15 protein-coding genes and 1 tRNA gene are annotated in these 14,687 nt (G+C 69.5%); 10 read left to right on the plus strand and 6 right to left on the minus strand.

Annotated features, from left to right (window positions below; all coding sequences use genetic code 11):
- Positions 1-17: 17 nt before the first annotated feature.
- Entirely contained in the window at positions 18-1,043 is a 1,026-nt protein-coding gene (locus tag ABD188_RS14825) for a glycosyltransferase family 2 protein (protein ID WP_344067145.1), read from the plus strand.
- Positions 1,044-1,047: 4 nt separating this feature from the next.
- Here the strand turns inward: ABD188_RS14825 and ABD188_RS14830 are convergent, their stop codons facing one another.
- Genes ABD188_RS14830 through ABD188_RS14840 form a run of 3 tightly spaced genes read right to left on the minus strand, consistent with a single transcriptional unit; the run spans position 1,048 to position 5,483 of the window.
- A complete protein-coding gene (locus tag ABD188_RS14830; protein ID WP_344063881.1) occupies positions 1,048-2,499 on the minus strand; it encodes a CDP-glycerol glycerophosphotransferase family protein in 1,452 nt (483 codons plus the stop codon).
- Positions 2,496-3,779 (minus strand): CDP-glycerol glycerophosphotransferase family protein, encoded by a 1,284-nt coding sequence (locus ABD188_RS14835; protein WP_344063883.1) that lies wholly within the window; start codon positions 3,777-3,779, stop codon positions 2,496-2,498. Before ABD188_RS14835 ends, ABD188_RS14830 begins: the two co-directional genes overlap by 4 nt.
- A gap of 48 nt (positions 3,780-3,827) precedes the next feature.
- Positions 3,828-5,483 carry a S1C family serine protease gene (locus ABD188_RS14840; protein ID WP_344063886.1) on the minus strand — a complete coding sequence of 552 codons (1,656 nt, stop codon included), beginning with the start codon at positions 5,481-5,483 and terminating at the stop codon, positions 3,828-3,830.
- A 115-nt stretch (positions 5,484-5,598) separates the two neighbouring features.
- On the opposite strand from ABD188_RS14840, the gene ABD188_RS14845 reads away from it, so the two are divergent.
- Complete coding sequence (locus tag ABD188_RS14845) at positions 5,599-6,798, plus strand: aminotransferase class I/II-fold pyridoxal phosphate-dependent enzyme (RefSeq protein ID WP_344063889.1); 1,200 nt, start codon at positions 5,599-5,601, stop codon at positions 6,796-6,798.
- 15 nt (positions 6,799-6,813) lie between these two features.
- On the opposite strand, the gene ABD188_RS14850 is transcribed toward ABD188_RS14845, so the two are convergent.
- Positions 6,814-7,626, minus strand: coding sequence for a carbon-nitrogen hydrolase family protein (locus tag ABD188_RS14850; RefSeq protein ID WP_344063893.1), 813 nt, complete (start codon positions 7,624-7,626; stop codon positions 6,814-6,816).
- Positions 7,626-8,138, minus strand: a complete 513-nt coding sequence (locus tag ABD188_RS14855; protein WP_344063896.1) for a DUF6328 family protein — start codon at positions 8,136-8,138, stop codon at positions 7,626-7,628. The genes ABD188_RS14850 and ABD188_RS14855 overlap by 1 nt, the downstream gene beginning before the upstream one ends.
- Positions 8,139-8,229: 91 nt before the next feature.
- On the opposite strand from ABD188_RS14855, the gene ABD188_RS14860 reads away from it, so the two are divergent.
- A tRNA-Met gene (locus ABD188_RS14860) sits at positions 8,230-8,303 on the plus strand.
- A gap of 203 nt (positions 8,304-8,506) precedes the next feature.
- On the opposite strand, the gene ABD188_RS14865 is transcribed toward ABD188_RS14860, so the two are convergent.
- Positions 8,507-8,977 (minus strand): MarR family winged helix-turn-helix transcriptional regulator, encoded by a 471-nt coding sequence (locus tag ABD188_RS14865; RefSeq protein WP_344063899.1) that lies wholly within the window; start codon positions 8,975-8,977, stop codon positions 8,507-8,509.
- 76 nt (positions 8,978-9,053) lie between these two features.
- On the opposite strand from ABD188_RS14865, the gene idi reads away from it, so the two are divergent.
- From idi to ABD188_RS14900, 7 genes are read left to right on the plus strand one after another with little or no spacing between them, the layout of a single operon-like run.
- On the plus strand, positions 9,054-9,605 hold the full coding sequence (gene idi, locus ABD188_RS14870) for an isopentenyl-diphosphate Delta-isomerase (protein ID WP_344063902.1): 552 nt from the start codon (positions 9,054-9,056) through the stop codon (positions 9,603-9,605).
- A complete protein-coding gene (locus ABD188_RS14875; protein ID WP_344063905.1) occupies positions 9,602-10,657 on the plus strand; it encodes a polyprenyl synthetase family protein in 1,056 nt (351 codons plus the stop codon). The genes idi and ABD188_RS14875 overlap by 4 nt, the downstream gene beginning before the upstream one ends.
- Positions 10,654-11,541: a phytoene/squalene synthase family protein gene (locus tag ABD188_RS14880; protein WP_344063908.1), complete on the plus strand. Its 888-nt coding sequence runs from the start codon at positions 10,654-10,656 to the stop codon at positions 11,539-11,541. The genes ABD188_RS14875 and ABD188_RS14880 overlap by 4 nt, the downstream gene beginning before the upstream one ends.
- Entirely contained in the window at positions 11,538-13,130 is a 1,593-nt protein-coding gene (gene crtI / locus ABD188_RS14885) for a phytoene desaturase family protein (RefSeq protein ID WP_344063911.1), read from the plus strand. Before ABD188_RS14880 ends, crtI begins: the two co-directional genes overlap by 4 nt.
- A gap of 1 nt (position 13,131) precedes the next feature.
- The gene (locus tag ABD188_RS14890) at positions 13,132-13,491 is read left to right on the plus strand and encodes a lycopene cyclase domain-containing protein (RefSeq protein ID WP_344063914.1); all 360 of its coding nucleotides are present in this window, start codon (positions 13,132-13,134) and stop codon (positions 13,489-13,491) included.
- The gene (locus tag ABD188_RS14895; RefSeq protein ID WP_344063917.1) at positions 13,488-13,796 is read left to right on the plus strand and encodes a lycopene cyclase domain-containing protein; all 309 of its coding nucleotides are present in this window, start codon (positions 13,488-13,490) and stop codon (positions 13,794-13,796) included. Before ABD188_RS14890 ends, ABD188_RS14895 begins: the two co-directional genes overlap by 4 nt.
- The gene (locus ABD188_RS14900; RefSeq protein ID WP_344063920.1) at positions 13,793-14,686 is read left to right on the plus strand and encodes a prenyltransferase; all 894 of its coding nucleotides are present in this window, start codon (positions 13,793-13,795) and stop codon (positions 14,684-14,686) included. Before ABD188_RS14895 ends, ABD188_RS14900 begins: the two co-directional genes overlap by 4 nt.
- Position 14,687: the final 1 nt, after the last annotated feature.

Below are 14,687 nucleotides of genomic sequence, written 5' to 3' on the forward strand. Positions count from 1 at the left end.
CCGGCGTCACCTACGTCATGCCGGTGCTGAACGAGCACGGGTACCTGCGCCGCGCGGTCGAGACCGTTCTGGGGCAGGATGTCGCGGCCCCGACCGAGCTCATCCTCGCACTCGCACCCTCCACCGACGGCACCAGCGAGCTCGCGGCCGAGCTGGCTGCCGGCGACCCGCGGATCGTGCTCGTCGACAATCCCGAGGCGGACATCCCGATCGGACTCAATCGCGCGATCCGCGCCGGTTCGTATCCGACGATCGTGCGCGTGGACGCGCACTCGGAACTCGAGCCGGACTACACCCGCAGAGCTCTCGCGACGCTGGATCGGGTTCGAGCGGCAAACGTGGGCGGGGTCATGCGCGCCGAAGGGCGCACCCCGTTCCAGCGCGCGGTTGCGCGGGCCTACAACTCGCCCGTCGGCCTCGGCGGCGGCGCGTACCATGGCGGCGCCGAAGAGGGGGAGGCGGAGTCGGCGTACCTCGGTGTGCTGAGGCGCGCGGTGCTCGATGAGGTCGGATTGTTCGACGAGACGATCCGGCGCGGCGAGGACTGGGAGCTCAATCTGCGCATCCGGCGGGCAGGCTACCGGGTGTGGTTCGACCCGTCGCTGTCGGTGACGTATTGGCCCCGCGAGAGCTGGGTGCGCCTCATCCGCCAGTTCTCGGCTACCGGCAGGTGGCGCGGTGAGCTCGTCCGTCGATATGGGCGTGGCAACTCGCTGCGCTTCTTCGCGCCGCCGGCGCTCGTGGTGACCATCGCGCTCGGCATCGTCATCGGCGTGCTTCAGGTGTCCGGTGCGCTGACCGGGTGGTGGGCGGTGGTGGCATCCGGCGTCTATCTGCCCCTGATCGCGTACGCCGTTCTCGTCGCCGTGGTGGCCCTCGGCCCGGGCGGCGGGTCCGGATGGCGCGACAAGCTGTGGACTGCCGCGGTCCTGCCCACCATGCACCTGGCGTGGGGCTGGGGGTTCGTCATCGGCGTGGTGCGCGGCGCGCACGACACCGTCGACACGTCACGCCTCGGCACCCGCAACACGCCGCTGCCCTGACCCGTCAGCCGGTCGGGTCGATGAAGCCCTGATCCAGGATGCGCGAGACCACCCGTTCAGCCGCATGGCCGTCGTCCCGCGCGTTGAATTTCTCGCGCCACACCCGGTAGCTCTCGGCATGGGCCGAAGGATCGCCGTCGACCATGGCGGCGATGAGCTCATCCTGGGTGCGGACGACCGGGCCCGGGGCGTGGGACGCGAGATCGAAGTAGAAGCCGCGCAGCTCGCCTCGATAATGCTCCATGTCCGGGACGAGGAAGTACATCGGCTTTCCCGTGACCGAGAAGTCGAACATCACCGACGAGTAGTCCGTGATGAGGGCATCGGCCACGAGGAGCAGCAGGGACGTGTCGGGATACCCGGTGACGTCGATGACACGGGGACCCTCGGCATCCCGCCCCTGCGGCAGGGTGCGCGAATGCCCGCGCACGAGCACGACGGCATCGGCTGCCGCGGCGAGGGCGACCGGGTCGACGAAGTCCACGATCTCGGAGCGATCGTCGCGCCACGTCGGGGCGTACAGCAGCACCCGCTCACCTGGACGGATGCCGAGCGCCCGGCGCGTCGCGTCACCGTTGCCGGTAGTGAGCACATCGTTGCGCGGATAGCCCTCAACCCAGATCGGCCGCCGAAGGAACGCATATGCCTTGCCGAGAATACGCGCCGCGTAGGGGTTCTGCGCGAGGAGCACATTCCACCGCCGCGACTCCCGGAGCACGGCCGCCATCCGTCTTGGGTCGAAGCCTGGACGATGCAGCGCGAGGCGCTTCAGCGGAGTGCCGTGCCAGGTCTGCAGGACGACCTGACCCGTGCGACGCGCGAAGCGTCGCCGCAGCCAGTCGTTGACCACGAGGAGGCGGGCAGATCCCCTCGCCCGCCACCACTCCGGGCTGCCGTCGACCACCGGCGTCGCACCCTCCGGCACCGCCACCGAGAGGTCGACGACACTCCAGTAACGCGTGAGGCCCGGTGCGCGGCGAGCGAGTTCACGATCGATCGCCAGCGGATTGCAACTCGCGTTCCGGCCATAGAAGCTCTCGAAGAACACCGCGTTCTCGAGGCCGCCGGGGCGCGTCGCGTAGCGCCGCTCCAGCGCATCCTGCCCTTCGCCCGAGTCGTACGCAGGGTCGATCGGCGGACCGATCCGCACGCTCGCCCCGTCGATCTCGGCGCGCAGGGTGCCCAGCTGGCTGAGTGGGATCGGCGACGGCAGCTCGATCGGGGCGCCCTCCGCAGCGGTGATCCGCAGGTCGTACTCGCCGACCGGGAGAGGCAGCTCGGCGAAGCCCCAGCGCGCCGCGCGCAGCGTCAGCACGGCCGTCCACGTCTTGGTGCGGCCGGTCACGACCCCGACGACCCGCGCGCGGGGGCCGACGAGTTCGACGGATGCCGGCCTGGGACCGTCACCGGTCAGGATCAGCGTCGGGCCGTCGGTCGTGAAGCGGGCGTCGGTCATCGATGTCCTTTCGCACGGCGGGGGTCCGCATCGAGTCCCGCAAGAATCGCACGGTACACCCTGCGCGTGTTGCCACCGTCGCGGAATGCGTGCACACGCGCGCTCAGCGTCCGCGACCGCGACATGAGGCGATCCCGCTCTTCGTCGTCTGAGAACAGGGCTTCCAGGCGGGCCGTGGCACCGGCCCAGTCGACCGCCCAGTCGTCGCCTGCGACATCCGCGTACGTGCCGTAGAACCCCCGTCTCTCGGCATACGCCACGAGGTCGGGTGCCAGGAAGACGACCGGGAGCGGAATCAGTGCGACGTCGAACGCGAGCGACGAATAGTCGGTGACGAGAGCATCGAAGCCGGGCAGCAGCGGTGTCACATCCGGCACGACGTCACTGCCGAGTCGTCGTACCCGGTCGGTCGGAGACGGCGGCTCGTAGTCCCCTGCGCCGAGCGGATGCGACCGGACGAACAGCACGGCATCCTGACGCTCGAGCATCTCCACGAGAGCACGCCAGTCGTTCACGGAGGGCACGGCCGGATCGGCTGCACCGTCTCGCCACGTCGGCGCGTACAGCACGGTTCGGGACCCGGGATCGAGTCCCGCGAGGAGCCGGTCGAGCTCGGCCCGCGAGAGTGCGCGCCGCTCAGCAGCCGTCCCGCGTGACAGCACGTCCACGCGCGGCTCGCCCGTGACCGGCACTCGCGCGTCGGCGAGCGCGAAAGCCGACTCGAGTCGCCCGCGCACGGCGTGCGATGCCGCCGGGAGCACGCGGATCCGACCGGCCGCGCCGGCGTACATCGCGGCGAGCAGCCGGCGCGCGAGGCCCGCGCCCGGCAGCCGGCCTCGCTCGAGCACGCCCGGGAGCCGCAGCGTCTCCGGTGAGTCGAGTCCGATTCGCTTCAGCGGGATGCCGTGCCACAGCTGCACCACGAAGGCACCCGAGATGACGTAGCGATTGACGTCGCCGAACCCGTGCGTCACGACGACGACACGGGCGCGAGCGGTGTGCCACAGGCCCCGGAGCGACCACTTGGAGACGGTCGGGATGCCGCGAGCCGCAGCATCCGTCCGCTCGCGATCGGAGTCGACCAGCCACCGAGCGCGGTGTCCTTCGGCTGCCACGACCTCCCACAGGGCGAGAGCGCCGTCGCCGATGCCGGCGCCGCAGCCGAAGACCCAATCATCGCGAGACCGCGGGACGACAAGGGTGACGAGACGACCGGCGGCGTAGAGCGGGATGGCCGCCAGCTTTCGCGCGTTCCCCGCACCGAACGAGAAGGACGCCACCCCGCGAGCCTATCGCGGGGTGGCGTCCTGTCCGGTCGGGAGATCCTGCTACTGGGTGAGCTCCCCGAGCGTCACGTCAACGGTCTTCGACTTGTCGCCTCGCACGAAGGTGACCGTCGCGTCGCTGCCTGCGGCAGCGGCACGGACCTGGGCGGTGAGGTCGACCGAGTCGGTGATCGGCACGCCGTTGAAGGCGGTGACGATGTCACCCTTCTCGAGGCCGGCCGCCGCGGCGGCGCCATCCGGCGTGACCTCGGCGATGTAGGCACCGGTGATGGTCGTGCCCTCGACGGCCGCAGCCGACTGGACGCTCGCGCCGAGGAGACCATGGGTGGCAGCGCCGTCCGCGATGATCTCATCGGTCACGCGCTTGGCGATGTCGGACGGGATGGAGAAGCCGACGCCGATGTTTCCGGATTGGCCGCTGGACGAACCACCCGCAGACGCGATGGCGACGTTGATGCCGATGAGCTTGCCGTCGGAGTCGACCAGTGCACCGCCGGAGTTGCCCGGGTTGATCGCGGCATCGGTCTGGATGACGGCGATCTTGATGGACTCGGTCGTCGACTGCTGCTGGGAACCGCCGTCGCCGAAGTCGAACTGGAACGGCGACTGCTGGCCCTGGTCGCCTTCGGTGCCGCTGTCGCTCGAGTCGGGCGCGGCCGAAGACGCGATCTCGATGGACCGGTTGAGCGCGCTGACGATGCCGGTGGTGACGCTGTTCGACAGGCCGAGCGGCGCGCCGATGGCGACGGTCGAGTCGCCGACGTTGAGGTCGGACGAGTCGCCGAACTCGATCGGGGTGAGACCGGACGCGTCGACGAGCTTGATCACCGCGAGGTCGTAGGTGGGGTCGGTGCCGACGACCTTGGCGTCGAACACGCGGCCGTCCGAAGTCGTGACGCGGATCGCGGCGTCACCCGTGGCGCCGTCGAGCGTGACGACGTGAGTGTTGGTGACGATGTAGCCGTCTTCGGACAGGACGACTCCCGAGCCGGTGCCGGCTCCGGCGTCGCTCGTCGCCGAGATCGTCACGACGCTCGGCAGGACCTTCGCGGCGATCGCGGTGGTCTCGTTGACCGAGCCGGTGTCGTTGACGGTGACCGTCGTCGGTCCAGCCGCGGGAGAGTTGCCGTCGGTCGAGAAGAGGTTCACCCCGGCGTAGGCGCCGCCGAGGCCGGCTGCACCGCCGACGATCGCGGCGGCCACGATGAGACCGACGACCTTGCCGGCGCCGGAGGACTTCTTCGGGGCCTTGGGAGCCTTCGCCTTCGTGGCGGCGCCCACGGGAACTGTCTGCTGCGCCGCGGTGCCGAAAGCGGCGCCCGTGGCCTGCTGACCGGCGTAGGCCTGGGGATACGCGCCCTGCTGGCCGGCGTAGCCGTAGGGCGGTGCGTACGCCTGCGGCGCCTGCGGGTGCTGGGGGTGCTGCGGAACCGAGTAGCCGGCCGGAGCGGTGGGCTGCTGCGGTGCTTGCCAAGCGGCCGGCGGCGGGGTCGGCGCCTGAGCGGGGGTCTGGGCAGGCGTCTGAGCCTGGGCCGGCGTCTGCGCCGGAGTCGCCGGCACTGTCGGTGCAGCGGGGGTTGCCGCCGCGGGGGCGGCCGCCTCGGGCGCCGGGGTCACCGTGGGCTGGGGTGCGGGCGCGGCGGGCGCGCTCGCGTCCGAGTTCTGGTCTGCCGGGCGATCGGCCTGGTTGTCGCTCATTGAATGCTCCTTCGTAAGCTCCCTCAAGAGTGACGCGCGATTCTGTGCGTTTCTTATGACGCGAGTGGGACTCGACTATGCGTATCGAGTGAGCGGGTCGAGTACCGTGAAGCCGATGCGAGAGATTCCTGGAGCGTGGCGCCGAACCGCGGCGGGCGCCGGCCTCGTCGGTTCCGACGGATCGGTCTACCCCACCATCTTCGCCGAGATGTCCGCCCTTGCGGCGCGAACAGGCGCAATCAATCTCGGTCAGGGCTTCCCCGACGAAGACGGACCGGCTGAAGTGCTCGAGGCGGCACGCGCAGCCATCGCGAACGGCGTGAATCAGTATCCGCCGGGGCGCGGCATCCCGGATCTTCTCGAGGCGATCGCCGAGCATCAGGAGCGGTTCTACGGTGTGCTGCTCGATCCCGGGCGCGACGTGCTCGTGACCGCGGGCGCCACTGAAGGGCTCGCCGCCGCGCTGCTCGCGCTGATCGACGGGCCGGATGACGAGATCGTCGTCTTCGAGCCGTACTACGACTCGTACGCCGCTGTCGTCGCGCTGGCGGGCGCGCGGCTCGTGACCGTGCCGCTGCGATGGCCCGACTTCCAGCCGGACCTCAGCGAGCTCCGAGGTGCCGTCACGGATCGCACCCGCGTGATCCTCGTCAACGACCCGCACAATCCCACCGGCGCCGTGTTCACGGCAGAGGTGCGTGCCGAGGTCGTGCGCCTCGCCGAGCAGCACGACGCCGTGATCGTGACGGACGAGGTCTACGAGCACCTCGTCTTCGACGAGCCCCATGTGCCGATCTCGACGATGCCGGGGGCGTGGGATCGCACGCTCTCGATCTCGTCGGGCGGCAAGACGTTCTCGGCGACGGGATGGAAGATCGGCTGGGTGACCGGCCCTGCGGATCTCGTCGACGCCGTGCTCGCCGTCAAGCAGTTCCTCACCTACGTCAACGGCAGCGCCTTTCAACCCGCCATCGCGACCGGACTGCGTCTGCCGGACGCGTTCTTCCGCAGCATCGGGCAGAGCCTCAAGGCGAAGCGCGACCTGCTGGGAGCGGGTCTGCTCGCGGCCGGATTCGACGTGTCCACCCCGGCGGGCTCTTACTTCACGGTGGCGGATGCCAGGCCCCTCGGTGCGACGGACGCCGGCGCATTCTGCCGGGAACTCCCCCACCGCGCCGGTGTCGTCGCGATTCCGATGACCGCGTTCGCCACGCCCGCGCGCCGGGCGGAGTACGCCACGCTCGTACGTTTCGCAGCGTGCAAGCGCGTCGAAGTGCTCGAAGAGGCGGCATCCCGCCTCGCGGCCGCACATTGACGCGCGGCGCGAGACTCAGGTTCGCGGTGAGACGTCGAACCGTCGGAGCCGGAGAGCCGGGTTGACACGCCGCACGCGTGCGACCGCCTCGCGATCGAGGTGGGCGACGGCCACATCGGTGGCTGTTCCGACGCACGCCAGTTCGACGCCCTGCGGATCGACGATCATGGAGTTGCCGACCCCGAGCGGCGGCGGGTGGTCTGCGGCCACGACGAACACGGTGTTCTCGATCGCGCGGGCATGGATGAGAGTGCGCCAGTGGTGCTCCTTCAGCGGCCCGCGCACCCACTCCGACGGGACGATGAACACGTCGGCGCCGGCATCGGCCAGCACGCGGCCGACCTCAGGGAACCGCAGGTCGTAGCACGTCATCAGCCCGAACCGCAGCCCGTCGACCTCGAAGGTCTCGGTGGCCCCGAGCTCCCCGGGTTCGACCCAATCCGACTCTCGCTGTCCGAACGCGTCGTAGAGGTGCAGCTTGCGATAGCGCGCGAGCACTCCGCCGCCGTCGACCGCGACGACCGCATTGCGCACGCGCCTGCCGTCGCCGGCGCGCTCGACGAGACCCGCCACGAGTACGACGTCTCGTGCCGCGGCGATGCTGATCAGACCTTCGACGAACGGGCCGTCGATGTCCTGCGCGTGCTCGGCGAGCGACTCGTCGAAGGGGTCGACGAAGTAGCTCGAGTACTCCGGGAAGACGACGACGCGTGCGCCTCGATCGGATGCCGCGGCCACAAGCTCGGCGATGACCACCAGGTTGGCTGCAGCATCCGTCGTCGGGGCGAACTGTGCGACGGCGATCGGCAGCGTGTGCGACGCGGTCATCAGATCTCCCCTGCGGTGTGACGTGCGCGCAGCACGAGCGGCGCGACGATCCACAGTGCCACGACGACCGCCGAGAGCGCCACGAATGCGATCAAGGCCGCGGCGGGGCCGACGACGACGTCGAAGACGAACGCCACCACTCCGATGAGGAGGATCGACACGGTCACCAGAGCGGTGATGAGGGCCGCATGACCGTATTCCACCACGACCTGTTTAGCGCGTCGCTTGAAGAGGAGGCGATGCAAGGCCACGGGAGCCAGCGCCACGATCGAGCTGAGCGCCGAGAGCACGACGAGCACGAGGTAGAGCGTGCGCTGTCCCCCGCTGAGTTCGGCGAACGCCGGCTGGAACGCCAGCGCGAGAAGGAACCCCGTGAGAATCTGCGTGCCGGTCTGCATGACCCGCAGTTCCTGCAGCACTTCGATCCAGTTGCGGTCCGCGCGTTCGGAAGGGCTCTCATCGCGACCGTCGACCTGGTCGTCGTATGGTTCCGCGTCGCGGCGTGAGGGCATTCCCACATACTCGCGTGCGCCTCGCTCGCGGGGCAAGCGACGCCCCGCGGTGTGACCCCTTTGGGATCCGTGCTAGGCTGACTTCTTGTGCCGCGGGGTGGAGCAGCTCGGTAGCTCGCTGGGCTCATAACCCAGAGGTCGCAGGTTCAAATCCTGTCCCCGCAACGAAAAGGAGAAGGCGTCCCCGTCAGGGGGCGCCTTCTTCTTTGGGTTCGTGGACCCTTGTCTTGGACCTGCCCGCAGGCGGTCCCGCGCCGCAGAGGCTCCTCGAAGCGCGAAGCGATTCGTGGAGGGCGGCGCGGACAAATCCTGTCCCCGCAACGAAAAGAAGAAGGCGTCCCCGTCAGGGGGCGCCTTCTTCTTTGGCTCTACTGAGGGTCGAGCACATCGCCCAGCTCGCCGAGGAACCTCGTGATGAGCGCGAGCTCGTCATCGTCGTAGCGATCGGCGACGACGCGCATCTTCTGCAGCCGCTCGCCGAAGTGGCGGAAGAACGCGCGCCGGGACCCGTCGGTGAGCACGATCACCTGCGCGCGGCCATCCCGAGGGTGCGGACGTCGCTCGACGTGCCCCGACCCCGACAGACGGTCGAGCAGCTTCGTGGTCGATGCTGTGGAGATGCGCAGGTGCCGGGCGAGGTCCTGCGGCCTGACAGCCTCTTCTCGCTGTTCGCGCATGATGAGCATGCGGAGTGCAGCCAGGTCGGTGGCGTTCATGTCCATGTCGCCCTTCATGCCGCCATGCATGCGATCCATGGCGTCACTCAGGGCGCGGATCGCCTGAAGCACCTGCATGACCGAGAGATCATGCGGGGTCTGCGGCGACCATCTTTCCGACATGTGGACACCTTCCGTATCTCTCTTGTAGCATGGCGGCAGGATGATTGCTAGATAAACTAGCGAAATGGGACGAGTGATGACCGATACCGACCACGTGGTCCTCCTCGACGATGCCGGCCGAGCAATCGGCACGGCACCGAAGAGCAGTGTCCACGGCACGCAGACGGCACTCCATCTCGCATTCTCGTGCCACGTCCTCAACGACGAGGGGCAAGTACTCGTGACACGCCGGGCTCTCGGCAAGAGCGCGTGGCCGGGCGTGTGGAGCAATTCGTTCTGCGGTCATCCCAAGCCCGCAGAACCCGTCATCGCCGCCGTCCACCGGCGCGCAGAGTACGAGCTCGGCCTCACCCTGACTCATCTCGAGCTTGCACTCCCCCTGTTCCGCTACCGGGCAACGGACGCCAACGGCATCGTCGAGCACGAGGTGTGCCCGGTCTATACGGCGCACACCACCGACGAGCCGGTGCTCAACCCCCTCGAGGTCGTCGACGCGAAGTGGGTCGACCCCGCAGATCTGGCCGTGTCACTCACCACTACGCCGTGGGCGTTCAGCCCATGGCTCGTCCTCCAGGCGGAGCAGCTGCACCTGTTCGACGAGGTTCAACGCCACCGACGAGCATCATGATCGGCCTGGCCCCCCGCGCTGCGATCGACCTCGCGATCGGCGACGCGCTGGGTCGCGTGAGAAATCGAGCTGAGAGCCTCGGTGGCGGCTTTCCCGCCCTGGCGGGGGCCGTGTCGCGCGCGGCCGGCGGCGGAAAGCGATTCCGCCCGGCGCTCGTCACAGCGGCGTTCGAGTCGTTCGGCGGAGATCTCGACGAGTCACCGGCCCTGTATCCGGTCGCGGCGGCATTCGAACTCCTCCACACCGCATTCGTGATCCACGACGACGTGATCGATCACGACACGGTGCGCCGGGGCGTCCCGAACGTCTCCGGTGAGTTCCGCACACGCGCGCGCCGGAACGGAGCTGACCCTGCCGGCGCAGCTCTTCTGGGCGACGCAGCCGCGATCCTCGCCGGTGACCTCCTCCTGCACGAGGCGTTCCGCCTGGTGGCACTCGCCGACCTCGATGCCGCGACACGGGCTCACCTGTTCGATCTGTTCGACGATGCCGTGCTGGTCTCGGCCGCGGGCGAGCTGGCGGATGTCGAGCACAGCGTCGCGGCCGACCTCGCCGAGCCCGGCGCGATCCTCGATGCGACATACAACAAGACGGCCATCTACTCCTTCAGCGCACCGCTCGAGGCCGGAGCCGTGCTCGCCGGTGCGCCACATGATGCCCAGATCGTGCTGCACGGCGCGGGTGGTCGGCTCGGCCTCGCATACCAGCTCGTGGACGACCTCATCGGCGCATTCGGGTCGCGTGAGCAGGCCGGGCGTGAGGCGGGCGTCGATCTCCGGGAGTCCAAGCGCACCCCGCTCGTCGCCCTCGCACGCGAAAGCGCGCTGTGGCCACGCGTCAGCGACGCGCTGGCCCTCGCACACACCGGCCCCATCGCAGTGCGCGAAGCCCAGCGCGTCCTCGAGGAGAGCGGGGCACGCCTGCGGCTGCGCGCCCTCATCGATGAGACGCTCGACGAAGTCCGGGCGGCGTCGCACGAAGAGGCCCTCACACCGGCCGCGGGCGTCCTGCTCCGGGAGCTCGCCGACGGCATCGAAGGACGCGTCCCGTGACGCGCCACCGACCCGCGGACGGCACACCTACCGGCCTCGCCCTCTACGACAAGACCGCGCAGGATGCCGCAGCCACCGTGATCGCCGCGTACTCGACATCGTTCAGCCTCGCCTGCCGGCTGCTGGGGGCGAGACCGCGTCCTCATGTGCGAAATGTCTACGCACTCGTGCGCGTGGCTGACGAAATCGTCGACGGTCCCGCTGCGGCAGCGGGCCTGTCGCCGGAGATGACGCAAGCGGTGCTCGACGAGCTCGAGGTCGAGACCCTGCGGGCCATCGACCGGGGCTTCAGCGCGAACCTGGTGGTGCACGCGTTCGCCCGCACGGCCCGGGAGTGCGGCATTGCGGAGGATCTCGTGCGCCCGTTCTTCGCATCCATGCGCACCGATCTCTCGACGACCCAGCACGATGACGCCTCGCACGACGCGTACGTGTACGGCTCGGCCGAGGTCGTCGGTCTCATGTGCCTCCAGGTCTTCGTGAACGCCGGAGCGCCGCATCCGATCGCCCCTCCGAGCGAACTCGTCGACGGTGCGCGGCGCCTCGGAGCCGCCTTCCAAGACGTGAACTTCCTGCGCGATCTCGACGATGACGAGTCGGCGCTCGGTCGCGACTACCTGGGACTGCATTCAGCCGGGACGAGCAGGGAAGCAGTGCTCGACCGCATCGACGCCGACCTCGCCGCCGCCGCCGCCGCCATCCCGCACCTGCCCGCCGACTGTCGTCGTGCCGTCACGGCCGCCCACGACCTGTTCGCCGAGCTGTCGTCCCGCCTGCGCAGCGCACCGAGCGCTCGCGAGCGCGTGCGGGTGCCCGACACCGTCAAAGCACGACTGGCAGCCCGGGCGTGGCTCGGCTTCTCACCCCGCGAGGTGCGCACATGACGGGCCGCGATCCCGGCCGCGCCGTGGTCATCGGCGGGGGTATCGCCGGACTCGCGACCGCAGCCCTGCTCGGCGCTGAGGGCTGGTCGGTCACGGTCTTCGAGGCCCGAGGGGATGTCGGCGGCCGGGCCGGAACGTGGGAGCAGGGCGGGTTCCGCTTCGACACCGGTCCGAGCTGGTACCTCATGCCCGAGGTGTTCGACCACTTCTTCCGCCTGCTCGGCACGAGCGCCGAGCGCGAACTCGACCTGGTCGACCTCGACCCCGCCTACCGCACGTTCTCCGAACCGTCCACCGGCTACTCCCCTGTCGACATCCGGTCCGGTCGGGAAGAGGCGACCGCATTGTTCGAGGGCATCGAGCCGGGCGCCGGCGCCCGCCTCGACGCGTACCTCGACTCCGCGGCAGACGCCTACGAGCTCTCCGTCACGCGCTTCCTTTACGACACGTACGAGAGCGGGTCGGGTCTTCGCGATCCGGTGCTGCTGCGACGGCTTCCGCAGCTCGCACCGCTCCTCACCCGCACCCTCGCGTCGCACATCGAGCGCCGCTTCAGCGACCCTCGGCTGCAGCAGATCCTCGGCTACCCCGCGGTGTTCCTCGGCGGTTCGCCCTACCGCATGCCGAGTCTGTACCACCTCATGAGTCACCTCGATCTGGATGACGGTGTTCGCTACCCCCGAGGGGGCTTCACCGAGATCATCCGCGCGATCGAGCGGCTCGCCCTCGCGCGGGGCGTCGTCGTCGAGAAGAATGCGGAAGTGGTGCAGATCGAAACGGCGCCACCCGACGGTCCACGCGTGTCCGGCTCCACCGCGGTGGCCACCGGTGTCGTGCTGGCGGATGGACGCCGCATCGAGGCGGACCTCGTCGTGTCGGCAGCCGACCTGCACCACACCGAGACGGCGCTGCTTCCGCGCGAGCTGCAGACCTACCCCGAGAAGTGGTGGGCTTCCAAGCAGCCGAGCCCCGGCGCGCTCCTCATCATGCTCGGCGTCGAGGGCGAGCTCCCCCAGCTCGCCCACCACACCCTCTTGTTCACGGACGATTGGCGAGGCAACTTCGACGACATCTTCGGCCGGCACCCGCGGATTCCCCAGCCCGCGTCTGTGTACATCTGCCGCCCAAGCGCGACCGACCCCACCGTCGCGCCGGCGGGGCACGAGAATCTGTTCGTGCTCGTACCGGTGCCCGCCGATCCTTCCCTGGGCCGGGGCGGTCTCGACGGGGACGGCGACGCCGCCGTCGAGACCGCCGCCGACCGGGTGATCGAGCAGCTCGCGTCGTGGTGCGGCATCCCCGACCTCGCCGATCGCGTCGTCGTGCGCCGCACCGTCGCACCCGGCGACTTCGCGGCCGACCTGCACGCCTGGCGCGGCAATGCGCTCGGCCTCGCCCACACGCTGTCGCAGAGCGCGGTGTTCCGCCCGCGCAATGCGTCACGCAAGGTCGATGGGCTCGTCTACGCGGGCTCATCCGTGCTGCCCGGAATCGGACTGCCGATGTGTCTGATCTCGGCGGAACTCGTGCTCAAGCGCCTGCGTGGCGACCGCTCGCCCGGACCCCTCCCCGAGCCCGCGAGGGTCTGACGTGCCGGGTCTCTACCTCGGGGCGATCATCCTGAGCGGCCTCGGCGTCGCACTGCTCGACGCTCGGTGGCGCCTCGCCGCCTGGCGGTCGCCGGCCAGGACAGGCGTGGCCGTGGCGATCGGCACGCTGTTCTTCCTCACGTGGGACGCGGTCGGCATCGTTTCGGGTGTGTTCGTCAAGGGTGACAGCCCGCTGCTGCTGGGCGTCGATCTGGCGCCGCAGCTGCCGCTCGAAGAGCCCTTCTTCCTCGCGTTCCTCTGCTACGTTTCGCTCGTGTTGTGGGCCGCCGCCGAACGCATCCTCAGCCGTCGAGAAAGGGCGGATGCGGCATCCGCATCGCTCGGCGAAGGGAAGCGATGATGTACGCGCTCATCGTGGTTCCCTTCGCGATCGCGACGGCGATCGTCGTGTTCGCGACCGCCCGCCGGCCGGGTTTCGGGCGTCGAATGGCGGCCTCGGGGATCGCCGCCGCCGTGCTCGGCGCTCTGACCGCGGTCTTCGACAGCTTGATGATCGCGGCGGGACTGTTCACCTATCCGCCCGAGCATCTCATCGGCGTGCGAATCGGGCTGGCGCCTATCGAGGACTTCTCGTACGCGGTGTGCGCCGCCTTCCTGGTGCCGGCGATCTTCACGCTGCTCACCCCGATGCGGGAGCGTTCGTGACCGTGGCTCCGCCCATCCGCCCGTCGGTCGCGGTGCGCCAGCTGCTCGTGTCGTCACGACCGGTCAGCTGGATCAACACCGCGTACCCCTTCGCCGCGGCGTACCTCCTCGCGGCCCGTCAAGTGGACGCGACCTTGGTGATCGGAACGCTGTTCTTCCTCGTGCCGTACAACCTGGCGATGTACGGGATCAACGACGTGTTCGACTACGAGTCCGACCTTCGCAACCCGCGCAAGGGCGGTGCCCATGGCGCCGTGCTCGACATCCGGCTGCACCGTCTGATCCTGTGGGCGGCGGCCCTCTCGTGTCTGCCGTTCGTCGTGTACCTCGTCATCGTCGGCTCGCCCTGGTCGTGGCTCGTGCTCGCGGCGAGCCTGTTCTTCGTCGTCTTCTACAGCGCCCCTCCGCTTCGCCTGAAGGAGGTGCCGTTCGCCGATTCGATCACGAGCAGCATCCACTTCTTCTCCCCCGCCGTCTACGCGCTCGTACTGGCGGGCGCCGCGTGGACGTGGCAGCTCGTCGCCGTGATCGTGGCGTTCGCGCTGTGGGGGGTGGCGTCGCACGCCTTCGGCGCGGTGCAGGATGTCGTCGCCGACCGCACGGCCGGCATCTCATCGATCGCGACGGCGCGCGGCGCACGCTGGACGGTGCGATTCTCCCTGGCCTGCTACGCCGGAGCAGCGCTCGTGATCCTTTTCACGGCGTGGCCGGGCCCGCTGGCCGCGGTTGCCGTCGTGCCCTACCTCGTGCTCGTGTGGCCATTCCGCAACATCACCGACGAGACCGCGACAGAGGCGACGAGGGGCTGGCGCCGGTTCCTCTGGGTGAACCAGCTCGCCGGCTTCGTCGTGACTCTGCTGCTGATCTGGTACGCGCTGCTGACTGCCTGAC

Origin of the sequence: Microbacterium pumilum (assembly GCF_039530225.1) — a bacterium.
Lineage (GTDB): Bacteria > Actinomycetota > Actinomycetes > Actinomycetales > Microbacteriaceae > Microbacterium > Microbacterium pumilum.

Coding starts and splice junctions, on each gene's coding strand:
- ABD188_RS14865 (WP_344063899.1), bottom strand. CDS start 8,977: ATGTCGGAAAGATGGTCGCCGCAGACCCCGCATGATCTCTCGGTCATG.
- ABD188_RS14875 (WP_344063905.1), top strand. CDS start 9,602: ATGATCGGCCTGGCCCCCCGCGCTGCGATCGACCTCGCGATCGGCGAC.
- ABD188_RS14845 (WP_344063889.1), top strand. CDS start 5,599: ATGCGAGAGATTCCTGGAGCGTGGCGCCGAACCGCGGCGGGCGCCGGC.
- ABD188_RS14825 (WP_344067145.1), top strand. CDS start 18: ATGCCGGTGCTGAACGAGCACGGGTACCTGCGCCGCGCGGTCGAGACC.
- ABD188_RS14830 (WP_344063881.1), bottom strand. CDS start 2,499: ATGACCGACGCCCGCTTCACGACCGACGGCCCGACGCTGATCCTGACC.
- ABD188_RS14855 (WP_344063896.1), bottom strand. CDS start 8,138: ATGCCCTCACGCCGCGACGCGGAACCATACGACGACCAGGTCGACGGT.
- crtI (WP_344063911.1), top strand. CDS start 11,538: ATGACGGGCCGCGATCCCGGCCGCGCCGTGGTCATCGGCGGGGGTATC.
- ABD188_RS14850 (WP_344063893.1), bottom strand. CDS start 7,626: ATGACCGCGTCGCACACGCTGCCGATCGCCGTCGCACAGTTCGCCCCG.
- ABD188_RS14895 (WP_344063917.1), top strand. CDS start 13,488: ATGATGTACGCGCTCATCGTGGTTCCCTTCGCGATCGCGACGGCGATC.
- ABD188_RS14840 (WP_344063886.1), bottom strand. CDS start 5,483: ATGAGCGACAACCAGGCCGATCGCCCGGCAGACCAGAACTCGGACGCG.
- idi (WP_344063902.1), top strand. CDS start 9,054: ATGACCGATACCGACCACGTGGTCCTCCTCGACGATGCCGGCCGAGCA.